19 protein-coding genes are annotated in these 21,762 nt (G+C 65.1%); 12 read left to right on the forward strand and 7 right to left on the reverse strand.

Annotation, left to right across the window (positions count from 1 at the left end):
- Positions 1-78: 78 nt before the first annotated feature.
- The 3 genes from trmA to HALZIN_RS0109370 form a co-directional block, all read right to left on the reverse strand.
- Positions 79-1,182 (reverse strand): tRNA (uridine(54)-C5)-methyltransferase TrmA, encoded by a 1,104-nt coding sequence (gene trmA / locus HALZIN_RS0109360; protein ID WP_031383955.1) that lies wholly within the window; start codon positions 1,180-1,182, stop codon positions 79-81.
- Positions 1,183-1,248: 66 nt separating this feature from the next.
- Positions 1,249-2,052, reverse strand: a complete 804-nt coding sequence (gene murI, locus HALZIN_RS0109365) for a glutamate racemase (protein ID WP_031383956.1) — start codon at positions 2,050-2,052, stop codon at positions 1,249-1,251.
- A gap of 166 nt (positions 2,053-2,218) precedes the next feature.
- A complete protein-coding gene (locus tag HALZIN_RS0109370; RefSeq protein WP_031383957.1) occupies positions 2,219-2,773 on the reverse strand; it encodes a hemerythrin domain-containing protein in 555 nt (184 codons plus the stop codon).
- A gap of 274 nt (positions 2,774-3,047) precedes the next feature.
- On the opposite strand from HALZIN_RS0109370, the gene HALZIN_RS0109375 reads away from it, so the two are divergent.
- Entirely contained in the window at positions 3,048-4,391 is a 1,344-nt protein-coding gene (locus HALZIN_RS0109375) for a replication-associated recombination protein A (protein WP_031383958.1), read from the forward strand.
- A gap of 102 nt (positions 4,392-4,493) precedes the next feature.
- Here the strand turns inward: HALZIN_RS0109375 and lolA are convergent, their stop codons facing one another.
- Entirely contained in the window at positions 4,494-5,126 is a 633-nt protein-coding gene (gene lolA, locus HALZIN_RS0109380) for an outer membrane lipoprotein periplasmic chaperone LolA (protein WP_031383959.1), read from the reverse strand.
- Positions 5,127-5,254: 128 nt separating this feature from the next.
- Positions 5,255-8,314 (reverse strand): DNA translocase FtsK, encoded by a 3,060-nt coding sequence (locus tag HALZIN_RS0109385; protein WP_031383960.1) that lies wholly within the window; start codon positions 8,312-8,314, stop codon positions 5,255-5,257.
- Between the two features lie 240 nt (positions 8,315-8,554).
- Between HALZIN_RS0109385 and aat the strand changes: the two genes are divergently transcribed.
- From aat to infA, 3 genes are all read left to right on the forward strand, one after another.
- The gene (gene aat / locus HALZIN_RS0109390; RefSeq protein ID WP_035575271.1) at positions 8,555-9,250 is read left to right on the forward strand and encodes a leucyl/phenylalanyl-tRNA--protein transferase; all 696 of its coding nucleotides are present in this window, start codon (positions 8,555-8,557) and stop codon (positions 9,248-9,250) included.
- 13 nt (positions 9,251-9,263) lie between these two features.
- Positions 9,264-10,001: an arginyltransferase gene (locus HALZIN_RS0109395; RefSeq protein ID WP_031383962.1), complete on the forward strand. Its 738-nt coding sequence runs from the start codon at positions 9,264-9,266 to the stop codon at positions 9,999-10,001.
- Positions 10,002-10,134: 133 nt separating this feature from the next.
- Entirely contained in the window at positions 10,135-10,353 is a 219-nt protein-coding gene (gene infA / locus HALZIN_RS0109400) for a translation initiation factor IF-1 (RefSeq protein WP_013332816.1), read from the forward strand.
- Positions 10,354-10,580: 227 nt separating this feature from the next.
- On the opposite strand, the gene clpA is transcribed toward infA, so the two are convergent.
- Both clpA and clpS read right to left on the reverse strand, forming a co-directional pair.
- On the reverse strand, positions 10,581-12,845 hold the full coding sequence (gene clpA / locus HALZIN_RS0109405) for an ATP-dependent Clp protease ATP-binding subunit ClpA (RefSeq protein ID WP_031383963.1): 2,265 nt from the start codon (positions 12,843-12,845) through the stop codon (positions 10,581-10,583).
- Positions 12,846-12,942: 97 nt separating this feature from the next.
- Complete coding sequence (clpS, locus tag HALZIN_RS0109410) at positions 12,943-13,266, reverse strand: ATP-dependent Clp protease adapter ClpS (RefSeq protein ID WP_031383964.1); 324 nt, start codon at positions 13,264-13,266, stop codon at positions 12,943-12,945.
- A 363-nt stretch (positions 13,267-13,629) separates the two neighbouring features.
- On the opposite strand from clpS, the gene HALZIN_RS0109415 reads away from it, so the two are divergent.
- The 8 genes from HALZIN_RS0109415 (at position 13,630) to HALZIN_RS0109450 (ending at position 21,683) form a co-directional block, all read left to right on the forward strand.
- Entirely contained in the window at positions 13,630-14,226 is a 597-nt protein-coding gene (locus HALZIN_RS0109415) for a pseudouridine synthase (protein ID WP_031383965.1), read from the forward strand.
- Positions 14,223-14,672, forward strand: a complete 450-nt coding sequence (locus HALZIN_RS0109420; RefSeq protein ID WP_031383966.1) for an NUDIX domain-containing protein — start codon at positions 14,223-14,225, stop codon at positions 14,670-14,672. The genes HALZIN_RS0109415 and HALZIN_RS0109420 overlap by 4 nt, the downstream gene beginning before the upstream one ends.
- Positions 14,673-14,772: 100 nt before the next feature.
- The gene (gene mnmA, locus HALZIN_RS0109425; protein ID WP_051907454.1) at positions 14,773-15,921 is read left to right on the forward strand and encodes a tRNA 2-thiouridine(34) synthase MnmA; all 1,149 of its coding nucleotides are present in this window, start codon (positions 14,773-14,775) and stop codon (positions 15,919-15,921) included.
- Positions 15,918-16,553 carry a high frequency lysogenization protein HflD gene (gene hflD / locus HALZIN_RS0109430; protein ID WP_031383968.1) on the forward strand — a complete coding sequence of 212 codons (636 nt, stop codon included), beginning with the start codon at positions 15,918-15,920 and terminating at the stop codon, positions 16,551-16,553. The genes mnmA and hflD overlap by 4 nt, the downstream gene beginning before the upstream one ends.
- A 95-nt stretch (positions 16,554-16,648) precedes the next feature.
- Positions 16,649-18,013 carry an adenylosuccinate lyase gene (purB, locus tag HALZIN_RS0109435; protein ID WP_031383969.1) on the forward strand — a complete coding sequence of 455 codons (1,365 nt, stop codon included), beginning with the start codon at positions 16,649-16,651 and terminating at the stop codon, positions 18,011-18,013.
- A 44-nt stretch (positions 18,014-18,057) separates the two neighbouring features.
- The gene (locus HALZIN_RS0109440; RefSeq protein WP_031383970.1) at positions 18,058-19,278 is read left to right on the forward strand and encodes a cupin domain-containing protein; all 1,221 of its coding nucleotides are present in this window, start codon (positions 18,058-18,060) and stop codon (positions 19,276-19,278) included.
- Positions 19,275-19,706 (forward strand): GNAT family N-acetyltransferase, encoded by a 432-nt coding sequence (locus HALZIN_RS0109445; RefSeq protein ID WP_031383971.1) that lies wholly within the window; start codon positions 19,275-19,277, stop codon positions 19,704-19,706. The genes HALZIN_RS0109440 and HALZIN_RS0109445 overlap by 4 nt, the downstream gene beginning before the upstream one ends.
- Before the next feature lie 378 nt (positions 19,707-20,084).
- Positions 20,085-21,683 carry an isocitrate lyase gene (locus tag HALZIN_RS0109450; RefSeq protein ID WP_031383972.1) on the forward strand — a complete coding sequence of 533 codons (1,599 nt, stop codon included), beginning with the start codon at positions 20,085-20,087 and terminating at the stop codon, positions 21,681-21,683.
- Positions 21,684-21,762 lie beyond the last annotated feature (79 nt).

A 21,762-nucleotide genomic window follows, 5' to 3' on the forward strand; every position in this document is an offset into this window, starting at 1 on the left:
ATGCATGACAGTTGTGCATCGTTCCTTGACTTTACAAGCGCTCGCAGGAGACGCCTGCAGCCTGCCAGCATGCCGGGCTCAGCGCCGTTCGAGCAAGACCCCGCACTCGCAGTGATCGGTCCAGGGAAACTGATCGAACAGCGCGAAGCGCACGATACGGTGAGTGTCGTGAAGCTGGCGCAGATTGTCGAACAGCGTCTCGGGATTGCACGAGATGTAGACGATGCGCGGATACTCGCGCAAGCGTTCGCAACTCGCCGTATCGAGCCCTGCCCGCGGCGGATCGACCAGCACGGTGGTGAAAGCGTAGTCGCCGAGCGCCATCGCGGACACTCGCCGCCCCTGCCTTTCGCCGGCCAGCGCCTCGGCGAACGCCTCCGCCGACATTCGCGCCACGACGGCATTGTCGATGCCGTTGGCGGCGAGATTGACCTGCGCCGAAGCCACCGAGGTGCGCGATATCTCGGTCGCCAGCACCCGCCGGAAGTTGCCGGCCAGCGCTACCGTGAAGTTACCGTTGCCGCAGTACAGCTCGACCAGATCGCCGGAGCGGCTGTCGCGGGTCGCCGAGCGCGCCCAGCCGAGCATGGCGCGATTGATCTCGGCATTGGGCTGGGTAAAGCTGTTCTCGACCTGCTGGTAGACCAGCGTCATGTCATCGACGGCGAGGCGCTCCCAGACATGGTCCCGATCCAGCACCTGCCGCTGCTTGCGCGCCCGGCCGATCAACGCGACCCCCAGGTGCGCCTGCAACCACTGCGCCTCGGCCTCCCAGGCGGCGTCGAGCGGGCGATGATAGATCAACGTCACCAGCGCCTCGCCGCTCAGCGTGGTCAGAAATTCGGCCTGAAACAACTTGCGACGCAGTCGGGGACGGTCACGGATGGCCTCCAGCAAGCGCGGCATCAGCGCGTTGATGGCCTCGCTGGCCACCGGATACTGATCGAGGCGAATCACCCGCTTTTGCCCGGGATCATCGGGATCGACCTCGAACATCGCATAGAACAGCTCGTCGCCCTCATGCCAGATGCGAAACTCGCAGCGCATGCGGTAGTGGCTGGCTGGCGAGGCGAAGACCTCCAGCGCCGGCGGCGATAACCCGGCAAAGCGCTGACTGATACGCGCTCGCTTGGCTTCGAGTTGCGCCGGATAGCGCTCGGGGTCGACAACGGGTACGGCCACGCAGGCTCCTTGTAAGCGTAAAGTCGGGGTCGGATTTGCAAGCACACGCGGCCGCCAGGCGGCCTGTCAGCGTGGCAAGGTGAGTGTCTCGGCAGGCAGTGCCAGCGCCTCGAGCGAGGTAAAGCCGTAGCCCGCCAGGGTCGCCGCCAGCCTCGCGCTCGGCGCACTCGCCCAGGCGCGGCCTTCGCGGCCTTGCGCATAGCCGGAAGTATCGAACACGTCGACCACCCGGCGCGCGATCGCTGCGCCGGAATCGACCCAGTTGATCGTTCTCGGCGCACTGGCTTCCAGGCGTCGGCGCAGCAGCGGAAAATGCGTACAGCCGAGCACCACGGTATCGAGCGTCGGCTGTGCCCAGAGCGGCGCCAAGGCCGCCTCGAGCACGCCGTCATCCGGCGCCAGGCCGGCAAGCTGACGCTCGGCCTCGCCGACCAGGCCATCCGCGGCGACCCGCACGATTCGACAGTCCGCGGCGAACTCATCGATCAGGGTCTGCGTATAGGCCCGGTTGACCGTCGCCGAGGTCGCCAGCAAGCCGATGATCCGCGAGGCCGAGAGCCTGGTCGCCGGCTTGATTGCCGGCACGGTACCCACCACCGGTATCGCCAGACGTGCTCGCAGTTCCCGCAGGGCCAGCGTGCTCGCGGTATTGCAGGCCACCACCAGGCCAGCGGCGCCACTGGCCCTGACCGCGCTGGTGCAGGTGGCAACGATACGCGACACCAGCCAAGCGTCGGCCTTGGTGCCATACGGCAGCATCGCGTTGTCGCAGACATAGTCCAGCGTCGCAGTCGGCAGCCGTGCCCGCAGCGCCGCGGTGACCGACAACCCGCCGACGCCGGAATCGAAGATCAGGATCGGCCCGGGCATGCCGTCTCCCTATCGAAGTGACGGATCGACGCCTCGAGACGCGCCACCTGCTTGCCGAACATGACATTGATACCTCATCGAGCCTGGTGGGTGCTCATTCTAACGCACCCGACGCCCGCTGACCCGATGGGCTTGCCACGCCCCGCCAAACTGGCTATTTTTACAGTCATGGCTCCTGATCGAGCGGCGACGGCGCTTCACGGAATTCGGCGTATAGCTCGGGATAGCCCTCCTGAAGGCGGCTCAACTTTTCCTGGGCGCCTTCGGGTAGCGCCTCGGCGAGGCTTGCCAGATCCGCTTCGTCGAAATGCTCGCGAATCAACGGGAACAGCTCCTCGCGTTCCGCCCGCAGATAGGCGCGATGCGCTTCCAGGTAGGCCTGGAGGTCAGCGGCAAAGCGATCCATGGGCACGATGGCATCCATCAGGATCATGTCGAGATCGTCGGAAAGGCGCATCAACCGCTGATGCAGGGCTTCATAGTCGGCGGTCAAGCGCACCACCAGATCGTCCACCTCGGGTAGCCGTTCCACCAGGCGCTCGCCGAAGATGCGCTCCAATGGCACCGTGAATCCGCTCATGTAATCGAGAATGAAGTCGACGACCTCGCGCACCAGCTGGAAATTGGGCCGCTCGCCCTCGTCCAGGGTTCGATGCTTGAGCGAGAGCACGTGCAGCAGGCGCGCCATGTTGGCATGATCCTGGCGCAGCTGGTTGAGCATTGGCATGGTGAGAGCCTCCTCTGCTAGAGACCGACAGGGGAAGTACTAGAACACTAGACCCCATGTAGGCAATGTGCCGTGGCATGTAGCCAGGCTTGACGTCACCGGCGTTAGACAGCCTTGGCGAACTGCCCCTCGCCATGTCGAATGACAAACCCGCTGTATAAACCTGACGTATAAACCTGAAGTATATAAACCTAGTGGCAATAGCGCCGTTATGCTCGTTGAATGATAGCTAACGGCCGTTCAGCCTCCTCGACGAGCCGACGACATTATGGACCTTTTCAGCCAGCAAGGCGCCGACAACGCGCCTCTCGCCTACCGGATGCGCCCGCGGCGACTCGACGACTATGTCGGCCAACAGGCCCTGGTAGGCCCCGGCAAGCCGTTACGCCGCATGGCCGAGACCGGCCAGTTGCGCTCGATGATCCTGTGGGGACCGCCCGGCGTCGGCAAGACCACCCTCGCCGAAATACTCGCCGACGCCTCCGGGGCCAGCCTCGAGCAGCTCTCCGCAGTGATGGCCGGGGTCAAGGAACTGCGCGCAGCCGTCGAGCGCGCGCGTGGCGCCCAGGCGCAGCAGCGGCCCACGGTGTTGTTTCTCGATGAGATCCACCGTCTCAACAAGAGCCAGCAGGACGCCCTGCTGCCGCATGTCGAATCGGGGCTGCTCACGCTGATCGGCGCCACTACCGAGAATCCCTCGTTCGAGGTCAATTCCGCGCTGCTCTCGCGGGCACGCGTCTACGTGCTCAAGAAACTCGCGGCGAGCGATCTGGTGGAGGTGTTGCAGCGTGCCCTAGAGGACCCGGAGCGCGGTCTCGGCAAGCGCTCGATCAGTGTCGATCCCGAGGTGCTGGCCATCCTCGCCCGGGCCAGTAGCGGCGACGCACGCCGCGCACTGGGTCTGCTCGAGACCGCCTGCGATTTCACCCGCCGGGAAGGCGAACGCGAGAGACTCGAGAAACCGGCGCTCGACGCAGTGCTCGGCTACCAGGCCAGCGCCTTCGACAAGCAGGGCGATCATTACTACGACCTGCTGTCGGCGATTCACAAGTCGATACGCTCATCGCGGGTGGATGCCGCCTTGCTTTACATCGCGCAGTTCATGCAGGGCGGCGGTGACCCTCTGGACGTGGTCCGCCGCCTGGCGGCGATCGCCTCGGAGGATGTCGGCAACGCCGAGCCGCGCGCGCTGCCGCTGGTCATCGCTGCCTGGGACGCCTATCTGCGCCTGGGCGATCATGAAGGTCAGCGCGCCATCGCCCACGCCGCGATTCACCTTGCCGTGGCCCCCAAGAGCAACGCCATCGACCAGGCCTGGAGCGGCGCCAAGGGCTTCGTCGCCGAGCATCCCGATTTCGAGGTGCCCCATTATCTGCGCAACGCGCCCACCAAGCTGATGGCCTCGCTGGGCCACGGCGAAGGCTACCGTTACGCCCACAACGAGCCTCAGGGCTATCCGGCGGGTCGCGCCCACGACTGCTGGCCCGGGGAACTGCCGCCCCGACAGTTCTTCGCGCCGAGCGACTACGGTCAGGAAAAGCGCTTCAGGCAGATGCTCGATTACCGTGCCGAGCTCGATGCCCAGGCCGACGGCGGTGCAGCCGAGCCTTGAGCGCTCGACCTGCCCGATCGCAACAGAGCCCGACAGATCGCGATCTGCCGGGCTCTGTGTTGCATGACGAGGGAGCATGAACCAACGCTCAGGGCCGCATCATCAACCCTGGCGAATCACGTCCACCCCGTCGGGGATCTCGAACGTGAAACGCGACTCCTCCAGCGACGGGTTAAGCGTGACCTCGTCGAAGCTGATCTTGGTCTGTTGACCGGTACTGTCGGTCATCTGCAGGGCATCGAACGTTTCGCCATCGAAGGTCAACTTGAGCGATTCGAACAGCGTATCGGACGTCTTGGGTACCAGGGTGAACGTTTCCGCCGTGCCCTGCTGGGCGCGGGATACCCGGTAGTTCTCGGTAAGCGCATCGGCGCTCCCGGACAGCAGCAAGGCCGGGGTACGCGTGACGCGGGTATCCAGCGGCTGTATCGAGACCTGCTCGAGGTCGGGATCATAGAGATAGACCTTTTCCCCGTCCGAGACCACGATCTGACGATAGGGCGCGTTGACTTCCCAGCGGAAGCGTCCCGGCCGCGACAGCCACATCTTGCCCTCGGTGCGCTGCAGGCGGTTACCGCTGCCGTCGAGAATGAACTGCTCGAAGTTCGCCTCATAGTTGTTGATCGGCTTGAGCAGTTGCGCCAAGCGCGATGCCGCCTGCGAATCGGCACTCGCCGACAGCGGCGCCAGCAGCAGCACGATCGTCAGTGCGACCAGGATCTTGATCCGTTTCATGCCTTCTCCTTGGTTTTAATCGCTTCGCGGCGGCTCTCGACCGCTGCAGTCTCGATAGACAGCACCGGCGTTCTGACGTTGCAGCGAGCCGCCGGCTTCCGCATGGCTTGCACAGAGCAACCGCCGGCTCAATCGCCCACCGGCGGCGGCGCCAGCACTTCGCGACTGCCGTTGGTGCCCATCGACGACACCACCCGTGCGGCCTCCATCGACTCGACCAGCCGCGCCGCGCGATTGTAGCCGATCTTGAAGCGCCGCTGGACGGCCGAGATCGACGCGCGGCGCGACTCGGTGACGAACATCACCGCCTCGTCGTAGAGCGCGTCCTGCTCGGCATCGCCATCGCCACCGCTCTCGGCTTCCAGGCCGGTCAAGGCATCGGCGTTGACGCCACCGGTGAGTATTTCCTCAATATATTCCGGCTCGCCGCGGCGCTTCCAGTCCTCGACCACGCGGTGGACTTCATCGTCGTCGACGAAGGCCCCGTGCACGCGAGTCGGCATGCCCGCGCCGGCCGGCAGATAGAGCATGTCGCCGTGGCCGAGCAGCGCCTCGGCGCCGCCCTGGTCGAGGATCGTCCGCGAATCGACCTTGGACGACACCTGAAACGCCATGCGCGTGGGGATGTTGGCCTTGATCAGACCAGTCACCACATCCACCGAAGGCCGCTGGGTGGCGAGTATCAAGTGGATGCCCGCGGCACGCGCCTTCTGCGCCAGCCGCGCGATCAGCTCCTCGACCTTCTTGCCGACGATCATGAACATGTCGGCGAACTCGTCGATCACCACCACGATGTAGGGCAGTTTCTCGAGCACCGGCGGCTGTTCGTGCATCTGCCAGGGTTGCGGCTCCCACAGCGGGTCGGCGACCTGTGCGCCGGCGCGCTCGGCCTCGTCGAGCTTGGCGTTGAAGCCGGCAATGTTGCGCACGCCCATCGCCGCCATCAGCTTGTAGCGCCGCTCCATCTCGGCAACGCACCAGCGCAGGCCATTGGCAGCCTCCTTCATGTCGGTGACCACCGGCGCCAACAGATGCGGAATGCCGTCGTAGACCGATAGTTCGAGCATCTTGGGGTCGACCATGATCATCCGTACGTCGTCCGGCGAGGCCTTGAGCAGCATCGAGATCAGCATGCCGTTGACGCCCACCGACTTGCCCGAGCCGGTGGTACCGGCGACCAGCAGATGCGGCATCTTGCCCAGGTTGGCGACCACCGGCGCACCGCCGATATCGTGGCCCAGCGCCAGCGTCAGCGGCGAAGCGGCCTGCTGGTAGGCGTCGGAGTCGATCACTTCGCGCAGCCGGATCATCGCCCGATTGGGGTTGGGAATCTCGATGCCCACGGTCGGCTTGCCGGGAATGATCTCGACTACCCTGACGCTCTTGACCATCAGCGAGCGCGCCAGGTCCTTGGCCAGGTTGCTGATCTTGGAAACCTTCACGCCGGCGGCGGGCCTGATCTCGAAGCGCGTGATCACCGGCCCGGGCCAGGTCTCGACCACCTCGGCCTTGACGCCATACTCGCGCAGTCGCGTCTCGAGCAATTCGGCCATGTCGGCGAGCTGGTCCGACGTGTAATTGGGCTGCTGCAGGTCGGGGGGCGTCAACAGCCGCAGCGAGGGGAACTCGCCATCCGGCTCGGGCATGTTGTTCATGATCGGCCGCTGGCTCTGCAGGTGCTCGACGGTCCACAGCGCCGGCCCCTGTGGATCGTCGGCCGCCGCCTGGGCCTGCTCGGCGGTAGCGACACGCGGCATCGGTGACTGATCGTCGTCATCCGCGCGGACCGGCTCGGGCGCGCCCGGCTGATGGCTCTTGATCGGCTGATGGCTCTCGGCAGGGGCTTCCTGTGTCGGCTCACGCCGGGCATCACCGGCTGCCGCAACGTCCCAGCTCAATTTCGGCTCGCGGGCATCGTCACGCTCGTCAATTGCTTCGCCACGTGCCGGCGGCGCGGCTACGGGGCGCGACGAATCCGCCGATTCGGCGCTGATCGGTCGCGCTACGCTGGCCGGAATCACTGGTTCATCGTCATCGGGAAGGATCGGCTCGGGTACCGTCTCGGGCACACGCCGTGTCTCAGCGCCGGCAGTGGGCGACGAAGCGGTGGCGGCTTGCGGAGTGACATGGCGGCGGGTCGACATCGCTTCGCTGATTCGCGCTTCCTGAGCGCTGTAGGCGGCTTCGGGACGCTTGGCAGAGGGTGTGCGCTCGGGAACGTCCCAGGGTATGTCGGTTGCCTGGTCGCGCTCGGCGCGCAGCGGCTCTCCATCGCCGCGCGAGGGCGTCGAGGCGGCCGAACGGGCGCTCACCGGCGCCTCCTGGGGGGCGTCATGCAGTTGCGGCTCGAGACGTTGCCCCCCCGCCAGCACGGGCGCAGCCTGCCAATCGGCCGCACGCCGCAATCTCAGCCAGCGACGCCACCCGGGCGGCCTCTCATCCATGGCTTCCGAGTCGGCGGTCTTCTCCGCGTGAGCCGGCGCGGCGTCATCGGCCTTCGAATCGTCCCCTCTCGAGCGCTCACGGGGGCCACCGAACTGCCCGGCGAGCCAGGCCCACACGCGCTGAGTACGCATGCCCAGCTCGTCCATGACCGAGAGCCAGGAGAGCCCCGAGAACAGCGGGAAACCGCACAAAAACGCTGCCAGCGCCAGCAGCGTCGCGCCACGCAGGCCGACCAACGGCTGCAGGGCCTCGCTCAAGCCTTCGCCGAGGATCCCGCCGGCCTTGTAGGGCAGCTCGCTGGCCGGGTTGAAGAAGTGCAGCGACCCCAGACTGGTGGTGGCCAGCAGCAGCAATACCAGGCCGGCCGCACGCACGGCCAGCGCCGTGGCGTCCCATTCCACGCGCACCTCGCGACGACGCATCAGCCGCCAGGCGGCGAAGCCCAGCATGCCGGGCCACCACAATGCGCTGGCGCCGAACAGCGAATACAGCACGTCGGCCAGCCAGGCGCCGACCGAGCCCATCCAGTTATCGACGCCCTGCTCGGGCCCGCTCTGCGACCAACCGGGATCGGCGGGCACATAGCTGAACAGTGCCAGCAGCAGAAACACGCAGCCCGCCAACAGCAGGATGATCACCCCTTCGCGGGATGCGCCCTGCAAGCGCACACCGAAGCGGCGAGCGCGCTCCTTGGCCTGGGACGCCGTCTCGCGCCGCCCCGGGGTTTTCTTATCGACACTCAAAAGGCCCTACCCCCTTCACATCACCGGCGATGCGGCGCGAGACGTGCCTGTCCGCCACCGTCCGGTCTCATCCAACCGGTTATATTCATCTGAACCGCCATCATACCGAGCCTGACCGACCGGTCACAGGGGCAGCGCATGCCAGTTGGCCACAAAAATGCAGCACAGCATTGAGTCGCCGGGTTAGCAACGGCAAACTTGGCATGCTTCGCCATGCCCTCTCGCCACACGACTCGACCCATGCTGCCCTGGTTACCCGCTCATCCGGTTCGCTTTCCCGATCTCGACCTGGCCCTCGACGAACCCAACGGCCTGCTTGCCGCCGGTGGTGCATTGACCTCGGAATGGCTGGTCGCGGCGTACCGTCGTGGCGTCTTTCCCTGGTTTTCCGACGGCCAGCCGATCCTCTGGTGGAGCCCGGATCCGCGCATGGTGCTGTTTCCCGACGAAGTGCGCGTGCGGCGAAGCCTTGCCAAGCGCCTGCGCAATGCCGGCTTCGAGATTACCCGCGACCAGGCCTTCGATACTGTCATCGCGGCCTGCGCCGGGCTGCGAAGCGGTGCCGAAGGCACCTGGATCACCGCGCCCATGCAGGCCGCCTACCAGCGCCTGCATCGGTTGGGCCACGCCCATTCCGTGGAAGTCTGGCGTGGAGGCCGACTCGTCGGCGGGCTGTACGGCGTGGCACTGGGCCACGCCTTCTTCGGCGAATCGATGTTCAGCCGCGAAAGCGATGCCTCGAAGGTGGCACTGGTGCACCTGGCTCGGCACCTGCAGGCCAGCGGCGGCGGTCTGATCGACTGCCAGATGCACACCCCACACCTGGCCAGCCTGGGCGGGCGCGACATCGCCCGCGATCGCTTCCTCGTCTATCTTGAACAGTATGCCGGCAAGCCGGCGCTGAGCTGGGCGCTGCCCCCGTCATCCAGTGAATGAGGAGTCCGTGATCGTGAGCAGTCGCGCTCCACAGCAGCCGACCCGGGATCTGCGCTTTTTCCTGACTGTGCCTCATGCATGCAGCTATTTACCCGATCGCGAAGCCACCACGCTGTTCCTCGATCCTCAGGAATCGCCCGGCCAGGGCGTCTACGATGCGCTGGCTCTGCTCGGTTTTCGGCGCAGCGGCCGACACCTCTACCGGCCGCATTGCGAAGGTTGCAGCGCCTGCATCTCGGTGCGCATCCCCGTCGAGGACTTCGCGCCCAACCGCACCCAACGCAAGCTGTGGCGACGCAACGACGATCTCGGTGTGTACGAACGCTCGGCAATCTTCGACGCCGAGCACTACGCCCTTTACGCCCGGTACATTCGCGCCCGGCACGCTGATGGCGACATGTACCCGCCGAGCCACGAGCAATACCGTACCTTCCTGACGCTCGATCATCCCTATGCACGGCTGCTCGAGTTCCGGCGCGGCCATCAACTGCTGGCCGTCGCTGCCATCGACGTGCTGAGCCACGGCCTGTCGGCCATCTACACGTTCTTCGACCCCTCGCCGGAACACGAGCGCCGCTCGCTCGGCACCTATGCGGTGCTGCAACAGGTCGCCATGGCGCGTCGCCTGAACCTGCCCCATGTCTATCTGGGTTACTGGATCCGCGAATCGCCGAAAATGAACTACAAGCACTCCTTTCAGCCGCTGGAGTTCCTCGACGGGCGCCATTGGCGACGCGCCATTCCGCTGTAAAATGCGCTTTCTTTGCCTTGACGCGCGGCATGCGGCAGAATGACGGGCTATCTTGATCAGCGACGGCATCCGCATTCGCGCTCAACGAACATCGCCATCGCGCTATCGCAACCCAGTGGAGGATTCGCCTAATATGGCACGAGAAGATCACATCGAGATGGAAGGCGTCGTCGTCGACACCCTGCCCAATACCATGTTCCGCGTCGAGCTGGAAAACGGGCATGTGGTGACGGCCCACATCTCTGGCAAGATGCGCAAGAATTACATCCGCATCCTGACCGGCGACAAGGTCAAGGTCGAACTGACCCCCTACGACCTTTCCAAGGGCCGCATCGTCTATCGTTCCCGTTAACGGGCACGCGCCTTCCTCGTCAACTCGCTAGAAAATCGCCAAAGCCGGAATGTCGAGCCTCAGAGCCCGCCACCCCGCCCATCGACGCGCCCCCCCGCGTTGATTGCCGAACGCTGCAATCCGTTGGCGGCCTTCATCGCCATCCGATAAAAAACGCCCCGCCGTGCTCCGACGAGGCGCTGTCAAGCTACGGTCAGCCGGGGGCCCAGCGGACTCCCGGCAACGCTTCAGGCCATCTCGGCTTCGGTAGCCAGTTGCAACTCGCCACCCTCGACGGTGACATGCACCACGCCCCCGTTTTCGGCCAGTTCTCCGAACAGGATCAACTCGGCCAGCGGCTTCTTGAGCTTCTCCTGAATTACCCGCGCCATCGGCCGGGCACCCATCTCGGGATCGTAGCCGCGCTCGGCCAACCACAGCCGCGCCGCTTCGTCGACATCGAGCTGGACGCGCTTCTCGTCGAGTTGCGCCTGAAGCTCGACCAGGAACTTGTCGACCACGCTACGCACCACCTCCGGCGCCAGGCCGTGGAACTGAATGATCCCGTCGAGCCGGTTGCGGAACTCCGGCGTGAAGGTCTTGCGAATGACCTCCATGCCATCGGTGGAGTGATCCTGATTCTGGAAGCCGATTGAACGACGGGCGATCTGCTCGGCCCCGGCATTGGACGTCATGACCAGTATCACGTGGCGGAAATCCGCCTCGCGACCGTTGTTGTCGGTCAGCCGCCCATGGTCCATGACCTGCAGCAGCAGGTTGAAGACTTCCGGATGCGCCTTCTCGATCTCGTCAAGCAGCAGCACGCAATGCGGCTGCTTGGTGATCGCCTCGGTCAGCAGCCCACCCTGGTCGTAGCCGACGTACCCCGGCGGCGCGCCGATCAGCCGCGAGACGGTGTGCCGTTCCATGTACTCGGACATGTCGAAGCGCACCAGCTCGATGCCCATCAACTGAGCCAGCTGGCGCGCCACCTCGGTCTTGCCGACCCCGGTCGGCCCGGAGAACAGGAAGCTGCCCACCGGCTTGTCGGGAGCCTTCAGCCCGGCGCGCGACAGCTTGATGGCCGAGGCCAGGCTGTCGATGGCCTCGTCCTGGCCGAACACCAGCATCTTGAGATCGCGATCCAGGTTGGACAGCAGCTTGCGATCCGAGCTCGACACGCTCTTCGGCGGAATCCTGGCGATCGAGGCGACGATCGCTTCGACCTGCTCGACGTCGATGGTGTCGATGCGCACCTCCGGCGGCAGTAGACGCTGGTGCGCACCCGCCTCGTCGATGACGTCGATCGCCTTGTCGGGCAGGTGGCGGTCGTTGATGTAGCGATCCGCCAGCCGCACGGCGCTGTCCAGCGCGGCATCGGTGTACTTGAGCTGATGATGCTCCTCGAAGCGTCCACGCAGCCCCTTGAGAATGCGAATGGTGTCCTCGACCGAGGGCTCGAGCACATCGACCTTCTGAAAGCGCCGCGCCAGCGCCCGATCCTTCTCGAAGATGCCGCGGAACTCCTGGAACGTGGTCGAGCCGATGCAGCGCAGCTCGCCGGAAGACAGCAGCGGCTTGAGCAGATTGGACGCATCCATCACTCCGCCGGACGCCGCGCCGGCACCGATCACGGTGTGGATCTCGTCGATGAACAGAATCGCGTTGGGCTGTTTCTTGAGCTCGGCCAGCAATCCCTTGAGACGCTTCTCGAAGTCGCCGCGGTACTTGGTGCCGGCCAGCAGCGCGCCCATGTCCAGGGCATAGACCATGCCATCGCTGATGACGTCGGGCACGTCCTCCTCGACGATACGCTTGGCCAGCCCTTCGGCGATCGCCGTCTTGCCGACCCCGGCCTCGCCGACCAGCAGCGGGTTGTTCTTGCGCCGGCGCGCAAGAATCTGCACGGTGCGCTCGAGCTCATGGTCGCGACCGATCAGCGGATCGATCTTGCCGAGCCGCGCCTGTTCGTTGAGGTTGGTCGCATAGCCGGTCAACGGGTGAGTGTTACCTTCGCTCATTCCCTCTTCACCCTCCTCGGCGTCCTGTGACGGCGACGGGCTCTGGCCATGGCCGGCCACCTTGGAAATGCCGTGGGCGATATAATTGACCGCGTCCACGCGCGCCACATTCTGCTGCTTGAGGAAATACACCGCCTGGCTTTCCTGTTCGGAGAAGATCGCCACCAACACGTTGGCGCCGGTCACTTCCGACTTGCCGGATGACTGCACGTGAAAGACCGCGCGCTGCAGTACGCGCTGGAAGCCCAGCGTGGGCTGCGTTTCGCGATCTTCCTGATCCTCCGGAATCAGCGGAGTGGTGGAGTTGATGAAGTCCTGCAGGTCAGAGCGCAACTTGTCCAGGTTGGCACCGCAGGCACGCAGAACGTCTGCCGCGGAAGCGTTATCCAAGAGGGCCAACAGCAGGTGCTCGACGGTCATGAATTCATGACGCTTGGAACGCGCCACCGTAAAGGCCGTGTTAAGGGTCAGTTCAAGTTCTTTGCTCAGCATGGCAGGTCCCCTTCCTCGCCGCCTAGGGCATCGTCGGCACTTTCACAATCGGGCACTTTGGGGCGTTTCGCAACCCCGGACTTCACGTTGCCAGACGTTAGTCGGCCCTATCGATATCACACAGCAATGGATGCTGACATTCTCGCGCGTATTGGTTGACCTGATGACTCTTGGTCTCTGCGATGTCACGGGTGAAAATGCCGCACGCCGCTTTACCTTGGGTATGTACCGCCATCATGATCTGCACGGACTTTTCATGGTCCATATTGAAGAAGGTCTGCAGCACCTCGACGACGAATTCCATGGGCGTGAAATCATCGTTGTGCAAAACCACCTTGTAGCGCGGCGGCTCTTCCAGCTCGGGATCCGCCGGCTTGACCGAAAGATCGCCCTGCTCCTCGTGTTCGGGTGGGCGCGTCATGCCCGACCGGACCGTCGTGGACCGCTGGCGGGCCTTCACATCGGGGTGTTGCGCAAAAACCATCGGCATTCTCTCGTCTCTATTGAACATAAGAGCCAGAATCCATCTGCACAAGCCGGAACGCGCACTGACGCAACCATTAGAACGCCAAGCAACGCCCGGGTTCCCTGCGCCGGTCTGGCCTGACGAATCCGGGTCAATGCCTTGAAGATGCGTCCGTCGGACCCCGCTTGCAAGGGAGCCGTGAAAATAAGCGCGCTCATGGCATACTGGCGGCCTCCATGCCTGCCCCTCGGCAGCGACAACCAGGCAAGGACGCGGTAGCCTGTCTGGGTCGCTTCCCTGGCCTCAACCGAATCCCAGATGAGTACCCTGTACCTGCTCAACAAGCCGTTTCACACACTCTCGCAGTTTACCGACGATCAAGGCCGCGCCACGCTGGCCGACGTGATCGACGTGCCGGACATCTATGCTGCCGGGCGCCTCGATTACGACTCGGAGGGCCTGTTGCTGCTTACCGACGACGGCGCGCTGATCCAGCGCATCAGCGACCCACGCCACAAGCAGCCCAAGACCTACTGGGTGCAGGTGGAGGGCAGCGCCGACGCGGCGGCCCTGCGCGCCTTGCGTGAAGGCCTCGTGCTCAATGATGGCCCGACCCGCCCGGCCCAGGTGCGCCTCATCGCGCCGCCCGCGATCCCGCCACGCGATCCGCCGATCCGCGAGCGCCGCCAACGGCCCACCAGCTGGCTCGAACTGACCCTGCGCGAAGGCCGCAACCGCCAGGTGCGCAGAATGACCGCCCAGGTCGGTCTGCCGACTCTGCGACTGGTGCGAGCCGCCATCGGGGCCTGGCGAATCGATGGCCTGGGGCCGGGCGAATGGCGTCGCGAAACGCTGCACGCCCCCGTACCCTCGGGCCGACAACGGCCCCGACCGACACGGAGAAAGCGTTCATGAATCGCTGGTCGCCCCGCATCACCGTCGCCGCCGTGATCGAGCGCAGCGGTCGTTACCTGCTGGTCGAAGAGGATCGCGGCGGCCCTTTCAGCCAGTTCAACCAACCCGCCGGGCACCTGGAGCGCAACGAGCGGCTGATCGAGGCCGCGGTGCGCGAAACCCGCGAGGAAGCCGCCTGGCAGGTCGCCATCACCGATTATCTGGGGCTTTATACCTACAGCGCCCCCGATGGTCTGGTCTTCCATAGCCATGCTTTCGTCGGCACGGCGCTGGCACACCTCGGCAACGCCCTCGATGAGGGCATCCTCGCCGCCCACTGGCTGACCATCGACGAGATCGACGATCTCGAGCGTGCCAAGCGGCTGCGCAGCCCGCTGGTGATCCGCCGCGTCCGCGACCTGCGTGGCGGCCGGCTTTTTCCCCTCGACGTGATCCAGGAGCGCTGACGCTCGAAGCGATGCGCCGCTTTCGGGTATAATCTCGCGCACTCTATTGTTGGTTCCCAACATCTTCGCCAGTTTCCAACGCCTCCAGCCGAGAGTGACCATGTCATTGCAAGTCACGGCTTCGCCCCAGCACCCCACACCGCCCGCTACCGGGAAGGTCATCGTCGGCATGTCCGGGGGTGTCGATTCGTCCGTTTCCGCGCTGCTGCTGCTCGAACAGGGCTATCAGGTCGAAGGCCTGTTCATGAAGAACTGGGACGAGGACGACGGCACCGAATACTGTACCGCCAAGGATGATCTGGCGGACGCCCGGGCGGTCTGCGACAAGCTCGGCATTGTACTTCACACCGCCAACTTCGCCGCCGAGTACTGGGACAACGTGTTCGAGCATTTCCTGGCCGAATATCGCGCCGGGCGCACGCCCAATCCCGACGTGCTGTGCAATCGCGAGATCAAGTTCAAGGTATTCCTCGAGTATGCCGAGATGCTCGGCGCGGCGTCGATCGCCACCGGGCACTACGTGCGCCGGGGCACCCGCGACGGCCGCGAGCGCCTGCTCAAGGGCCTCGACGCCAACAAGGACCAGAGCTACTTTCTGCACGCGGTGGCCGAAGACGCCATCGCCCGCACACTGTTCCCGGTCGGCGAACTGGAGAAGCCGCGGGTGCGCGAACTCGCCGAACGACACGGCCTGGCGACTGCGCGCAAGAAGGACTCCACCGGCATCTGCTTCATCGGCGAGCGTCGCTTCCGCGACTTCCTGCAGCAGTACCTGCCGGCCCAGCCGGGCCCGATCGTCACCCCCGAGGGCGACGTCATCGGCGAGCACATGGGACTGATGTACTACACCCTGGGCCAGCGCCAGGGTCTGGGCATCGGCGGACTCGCCGACTACCCCGACGCGCCCTGGTACGTGGCCGGCAAGGATCTCGACAACAATCTGCTGACCGTGGTCCAGGGCAAGCATCATCCGCTGTTGTACAGCGACGCCCTGGTCACCGAGGCCATGGACTGGATCGCCGGCGAGCCTCCGGCCGCCGCGCGGCGGCTCACCGCCAAGATCCGCTATCGCCAGCACGACGTGCCCTGCCGCATGACCACCCGCCAGGACGGCGGCGTCGAGGTGGCCTTCGATTCCCCCCAGCGCGCCGTCACGCCCGGCCAGTCGCTGGTCCTGTATGACGACGACATCTGTCTGGGCGGCGGGGTGATTCGCGCGACCTGGCAACGGGAGACGCTAGCCGCATGAATGCCACACCCATTCACACCGCCCCGGACGACCCGATCATGCGCCAGACGCTGGCCCTGGCCGGGGTCTTCCAGGCGGCCGCGGTGGTCGACCAGCTGGCGCGCCACGGCCAGGCCGACGAGCGCAGCTGGGAAACCCTGATTCGCGCCACCATCGACACCGACCCGGAAAGCTTCGAGGCGATCTACGGCGGTCACCCCAACAACTTGCGCCAGGGCCTCGAGGTTCTCAATGCGGTGGTCGGGCGCGAGCGCAGCGACCCGGCCGTGCTACGCTACGGTTTCACCCTGCTGCTGCTGATGCAGAAGCTGCGCAAGCAGCCGGCCATGCTCGATACCCTGGGCGAGCGACTGACCCGCGTCCAGGAGCAGGCCCGGCATTTCGGCGAAACGCACGAGAACGTCGTCGCCAGCCTCGGCGAAATCTACCAGGACACCATCTCGACGTTTCGCCAGCGTATCGTGGTCCAGGGCGAACCCAGCCTGCTTCAGCAACGCATGATGCCCGAGCGGGTGCGTACGGCGCTGCTTGCCGGGATCCGCTTCGCCCTGCTCTGGCACCAGCAGGGTGGGCGGCGCTGGAAACTGCTCGTGCAACGTAGCGCCATGAAAAAGGCCCTGGACCGGCTCTGAATGCGTCGCCAGGCATTCAAGTCGAAGCTCGACAGACAGCTCTTACCTTGAACCGATGGCGCCGTACCGGCGCCCTGACTCTTCGGATGACACCCATGCAGCTCTCCCCGCTTACCGCACTCTCTCCCGTCGATGGCCGCTACGAGTCCAAGACCCAGGCCCTGCGCGAGCATTTCAGCGAGTTCGGCCTGATCCGCGCCCGGGTTACCGTCGAAGTACGCTGGCTGGAGCGCCTCGCCGCGCATCCGCAGATCCTCGAGGTACCGCCGCTGTCCGCCGAGGCCAGCGCCTTTCTCGATGCGCTGGTCGGCGACTTCTCGCTCGCCGACGCCGAACGCATCAAGGCCATCGAGCGCACCACCAACCACGACGTCAAGGCGGTCGAGTACTTCCTCAAGGAGCGGGTCGCCGACTTCCCCGAGCTGCATGCGGTCACCGAGTTCATTCATTTCGCCTGCACCAGCGAGGACATCAACAACCTCGCCTACGCCTTGATGCTCAAGGACGGCCTGGGCGTGCTGCGGCCGGTGATGGGCGAGATCGTCGCCGCGCTCGAGCGCCTGGCCCATCAGCACGCCGATCAGCCGATGCTCTCGCGCACCCACGGTCAGACGGCCAGCCCGACCACGCTGGGCAAGGAGATGGCCAACGTCGCCTATCGCCTGCGCCGCCAGCTCGGCCAGATCGAGTCCGCCGAGCAACTGGGCAAGATCAACGGCGCGGTGGGCAATTACAACGCTCACCTGGCGACCTACCCGGAGATCGACTGGGCCGAGAACGCCCGGCTGTTGGTCGAGGAACTGGGGCTCACGTTCAACCCCTACACCACCCAGATCGAGCCCCACGACTACATCGCCGAGCTGTTCGATGCCATCTGCCGATTCCACACCATACTCATCGATTTCGACCGCGACGTCTGGGGCTACATCTCGCTGGGCTATTTCAAGCAGCGCACGGTGGAAGGCGAGATCGGCTCGTCGACCATGCCGCACAAGGTCAACCCCATCGACTTCGAGAACGCCGAAGGCAACCTGGGGCTGGCCAACGCGATCCTCGGCCACCTGGCCCAGAAGCTGCCGATCTCGCGCTGGCAGCGCGATCTCACCGACTCCACGGTACTGCGCAACCTGGGCGTCGGGCTGGCCTATGGGCTGATCGCCTATCACGCCACGCTCAAGGGGATCGGCAAGCTCGAGGCCAACCCGCAGCGCCTGGCGGAAGATCTCGACAACAGCTGGGAAGTGCTCGCCGAGCCGATCCAGACCGTGATGCGCCGCTACGGCATCGAGAAGCCCTACGAGAAGCTCAAGGAGCTGACCCGCGGCAAGCGCATCGACCAGGCCGGGCTCAAAGCCTTCATCGACAGCCTGGCCTTGCCCGACGAGGCCAAGCGCGAGCTGCGCGCCTTGACCCCGGCCAGCTACGTGGGCAACGCCGCGCAACAGGCCCGCGCGCTATAGACAGGCGCGACGCCCGCAAGCCACCTTCGAACTGCGAGGAAGCCATGCCCGCCAACACCCCGCTGACCCTGCTCGGCGGCCTGACCGCCGCGCAGTTTCTCGCCGACTACTGGCAGAAGCGACCGCTGCTGATCCGCGGCGCGCTGCCCGACTTCGCAACCCCGCTAAGCCCCGACGAGCTTGCCGGGCTAGCCTGCGAGGAGGGCGTCGAGGCGCGCCTGGTCGAGGAGCACGGCCGCGACGACCAGGGTCGTGCCGTGCCCTGGCGGGTCACCCACGGCCCGTTCGACGAGGCGACCTTCGCGCGCCTGCCCGAGCGCGACTGGTCGCTGCTGGTCCAGGCCGTCGATCATTACGTGCCGGCGGTCAATGCGCTGCTCGAGGCCTTTCACTTCCTGCCACGCTGGCGGCTCGACGACGTGATGGTCAGCTATGCGCCGCCCGGCGGCAGCGTCGGCCCGCATGTCGACCAGTACGACGTCTTCCTGCTCCAGGGCAGCGGCAGCCGCCACTGGCAACTCGGCGGACCGGTTACCGACGATGCGCCGATCGTCGACGGCATCGATCTACGCATCCTCGAGCGCTTCGCGGTCCAGCCCGGCGAGGACTGGCTGCTGGAACCCGGCGACATGCTCTACCTGCCGCCCGGTATCGCCCATCACGGCGTCAGTCGCAGCGAGGATTGCATGACCTTCTCGGTGGGCTTTCGTGCCCTGTCCGCCGATGAATCGATCACCTCGTTCGCCGACTATCTCGGCGCACAGCTGCCCGACTCGCGGCGCTACGCCGATCCCGACCTGGCCGCCCCGCTGCACCCGGGCGAGATCGACGATGCGGCACTGGCCCGCATGCGTGCGCTGATCCTCGATTCCCTCGACGACCCGGCACAGCTCGCGCAGTGGTTCGGCCGGGCAATGACCCAGCCCAAATACCCCGACCACCCCGTGGCCAGCGAACACCCGACCGAGGTCGATACGCTTGTCGCGGAACTACAGGCCGGGGCGGAACTCGAACGCACCCCGGGTTCGCGCTTCGCCTACCGTGACCATGACGAGACACGGGCGACGCTATTCGTCGACGGCGACGGCATCGATTGCCCGCCCGATCTGGCGCGGTGGCTGGCCGGCAACGCCTCCCTCGACGTGCGGCTGCTCGAACGCCCCGATGCCGCAATGCTACTGGCTTACTTGCTCGACCGCGGCAGCCTGAGCTGGCCGCCCCATGACGAAGACGATGGCGATCATGCCAGCGAGGACGAGCCATGAGCACGGCACCGTCGAGAGTCGAACAGGGCGACTGGCGCCAGCTCGGAGAACAGGCCAGCGAGATACGCCGTCAGGTATTCATCGAGGAGCAGGCCGTGCCTCAGGAAGAGGAATGGGATGGCCGCGACGACGAATGCCTACATTTCCTGGCTCGGCTCGATGGCCAGCCGGTGGGCACCGCCCGGCTGCTGCCCGACGGCCATATCGGCCGCGTCGCGGTGCTCGCCGCAGGGCGTGGACGCGGCATCGGCCTGGCATTGATGCAGGCGGCGATCGAGGCGGCGCGTGAGCGTGGTCACGCCCACGCCGAGCTCGCCGCCCAGACCCACGCCCTGGCCTTCTACCGGCGCCTGGGCTTCGAAGCTTATGGTCCCGAGTTTCTCGACGCCGGCATTGCGCACCGCAATATGCGCCTCGATCTCGCCTGAAGCGCTTGAAACATCCCACCTTCAAGAAATATCACTACACAAAAGCGGTCTTATTGATCGCTCTTGTAGTCGAGCTACAACCCCTGCTGCCGCCAAATGATAATTGTTGAGCCCCGCATTCATGGGTCATATTGGCTTACATGGCGACGTTAAAACGCTCGTTTTACAGCCTCGATATCCTAAGATCCATCGAATCCTGTAGTGAGCCGAACGTCGCCGGTGAGGGTTTTTAAATGCGACTCATCTCACGAAAAGGCAAGGCCTTTTACGCGATCGCAGCATGAAGCCTTGTCGGTTCGAAACGTCGCATCAGAAGCGCTCGGTTCGACAGGCGGTCAATGGCCGTCGACGACAATCAGCCAAGACGAGGATGCCATCATGTCAGCCTATCGGGATGCCCTGAACAGCTTCACCCAGTTGTGCGAAACACACGCCGGCAAGTGGGACAACATCAACCCCGAGCATGCCGCGCGCATGGCGCTGCAGAATCGCTTTCGCACCGGCCTGGAGATTGCCCGCTACACCGCGGGAATCATGCGCCGCGACATGGCCGCCTACGATGCCGACTCATCGCGCTACACCCAGTCGCTGGGCTGCTGGCACGGCTTCATCGGCCAGCAGAAGATGATCGCCGTCAAGCGCCATCACGGCACGACTCAGGGCCGCTACCTGTATCTGTCCGGCTGGATGGTCGCGGCGATGCGCTCCGAATTCGGCCCGCTTCCCGATCAGTCGATGCACGAGAAGACCTCGGTTCCGGCCTTGATCGAAGAGCTCTACACCTTCCTGCGCCAGGCCGACGCTCGCGAACTCGGCCAGCTGTTCCGTGAACTCGATACGGCCCGCGCCCAGGGCGACGAAATCAAGGCCCGTACCGTCCAGGACCAGATCGACGGCTACGAAACCCACGTAGTGCCGATCATCGCCGACATCGATGCCGGTTTCGGCAACGAGGAAGCCACCTACCTGCTGGCCAGGCGGATGATCGAGGCCGGCGCCTGCTGCATTCAGATCGAAAACCAGGTCTCGGATGTCAAGCAGTGCGGCCATCAGGACGGCAAGGTCACCGTGCCACATGAAGACTTCATCGCCAAGATCAATGCCGTCCGCTACGCCTTCCTCGAACTGGGCGTCGACGACGGAGTGATCGTGGCGCGCACCGACTCGCTGGGTGCGGGACTCACCCAGAAACTCCCGGTCAGCCAGGAGAGGGGCGACATGGCCTGGCAGTACACCAGTTTCCTCGATACCGTGGCGATTTCATCCAACCACGATATCGTCGAGGGCGATACGCTCATCAAGCTCGACGGCGAGCTGAGAAAGCCAGTGCGCCTGGCCAACGGCCTGTATCGCTTCCGTGCCGGCACCGGCGAGGACCGCGTGGTGCTCGACTGCATCACCGCGCTTAAAAATGGCGCCGACCTGCTGTGGATCGAGACCGAAAAACCGCATGTTGGCCAGATCGCCGGTATGGTCAAGCGCATTCGCGACGTGGTGCCCGACGCCAAGCTGGTCTACAACAACTCGCCTTCCTTCAACTGGACGCTCAATTTCCGCCAGCAGGTGTTCGACGCCTGGCAGCAGGAAGGCAAGGACGTCTCGGGCTACGATCGCGAGCAACTGATGGATGCGCGTTACGATGACAGCGAGCTCGGCGCCCTGGCCGATGCCTGGACCCGCGACTTCCAGCGCGACGCTGCCCGCGAGGCGGGTATCTTCCATCACCTGATCACCCTGCCGACCTACCATACGGCGGCGCTGTCCACCGACGAGCTGGCCAAGGGCTATTTCGGCGAGGAAGGCATGCTGGCCTATGTCGCGGGCGTGCAGCGTCGCGAGATCCGTCAGGGGCTGGCCTGCGTCAGGCACCAGGCGATGGCCGGCTCCAACATCGGCGACGATCACAAGGAATATTTCTCCAGCGACCGAGCACTGAAGGCCAGCGGCAAGGACAACACCATGAATCAGTTCGGCTAACGTCGCGCTGCACGCTTCGGGGAGGCTTCGGCCTCCCTTTTTCGTATCCGCTGGCAGACTACACTGGCTCTGCGGGCAC

The sequence above is a fragment of the Halomonas zincidurans B6 genome (assembly GCF_000731955.1).
GTDB lineage: Bacteria > Pseudomonadota > Gammaproteobacteria > Pseudomonadales > Halomonadaceae > Modicisalibacter > Modicisalibacter zincidurans.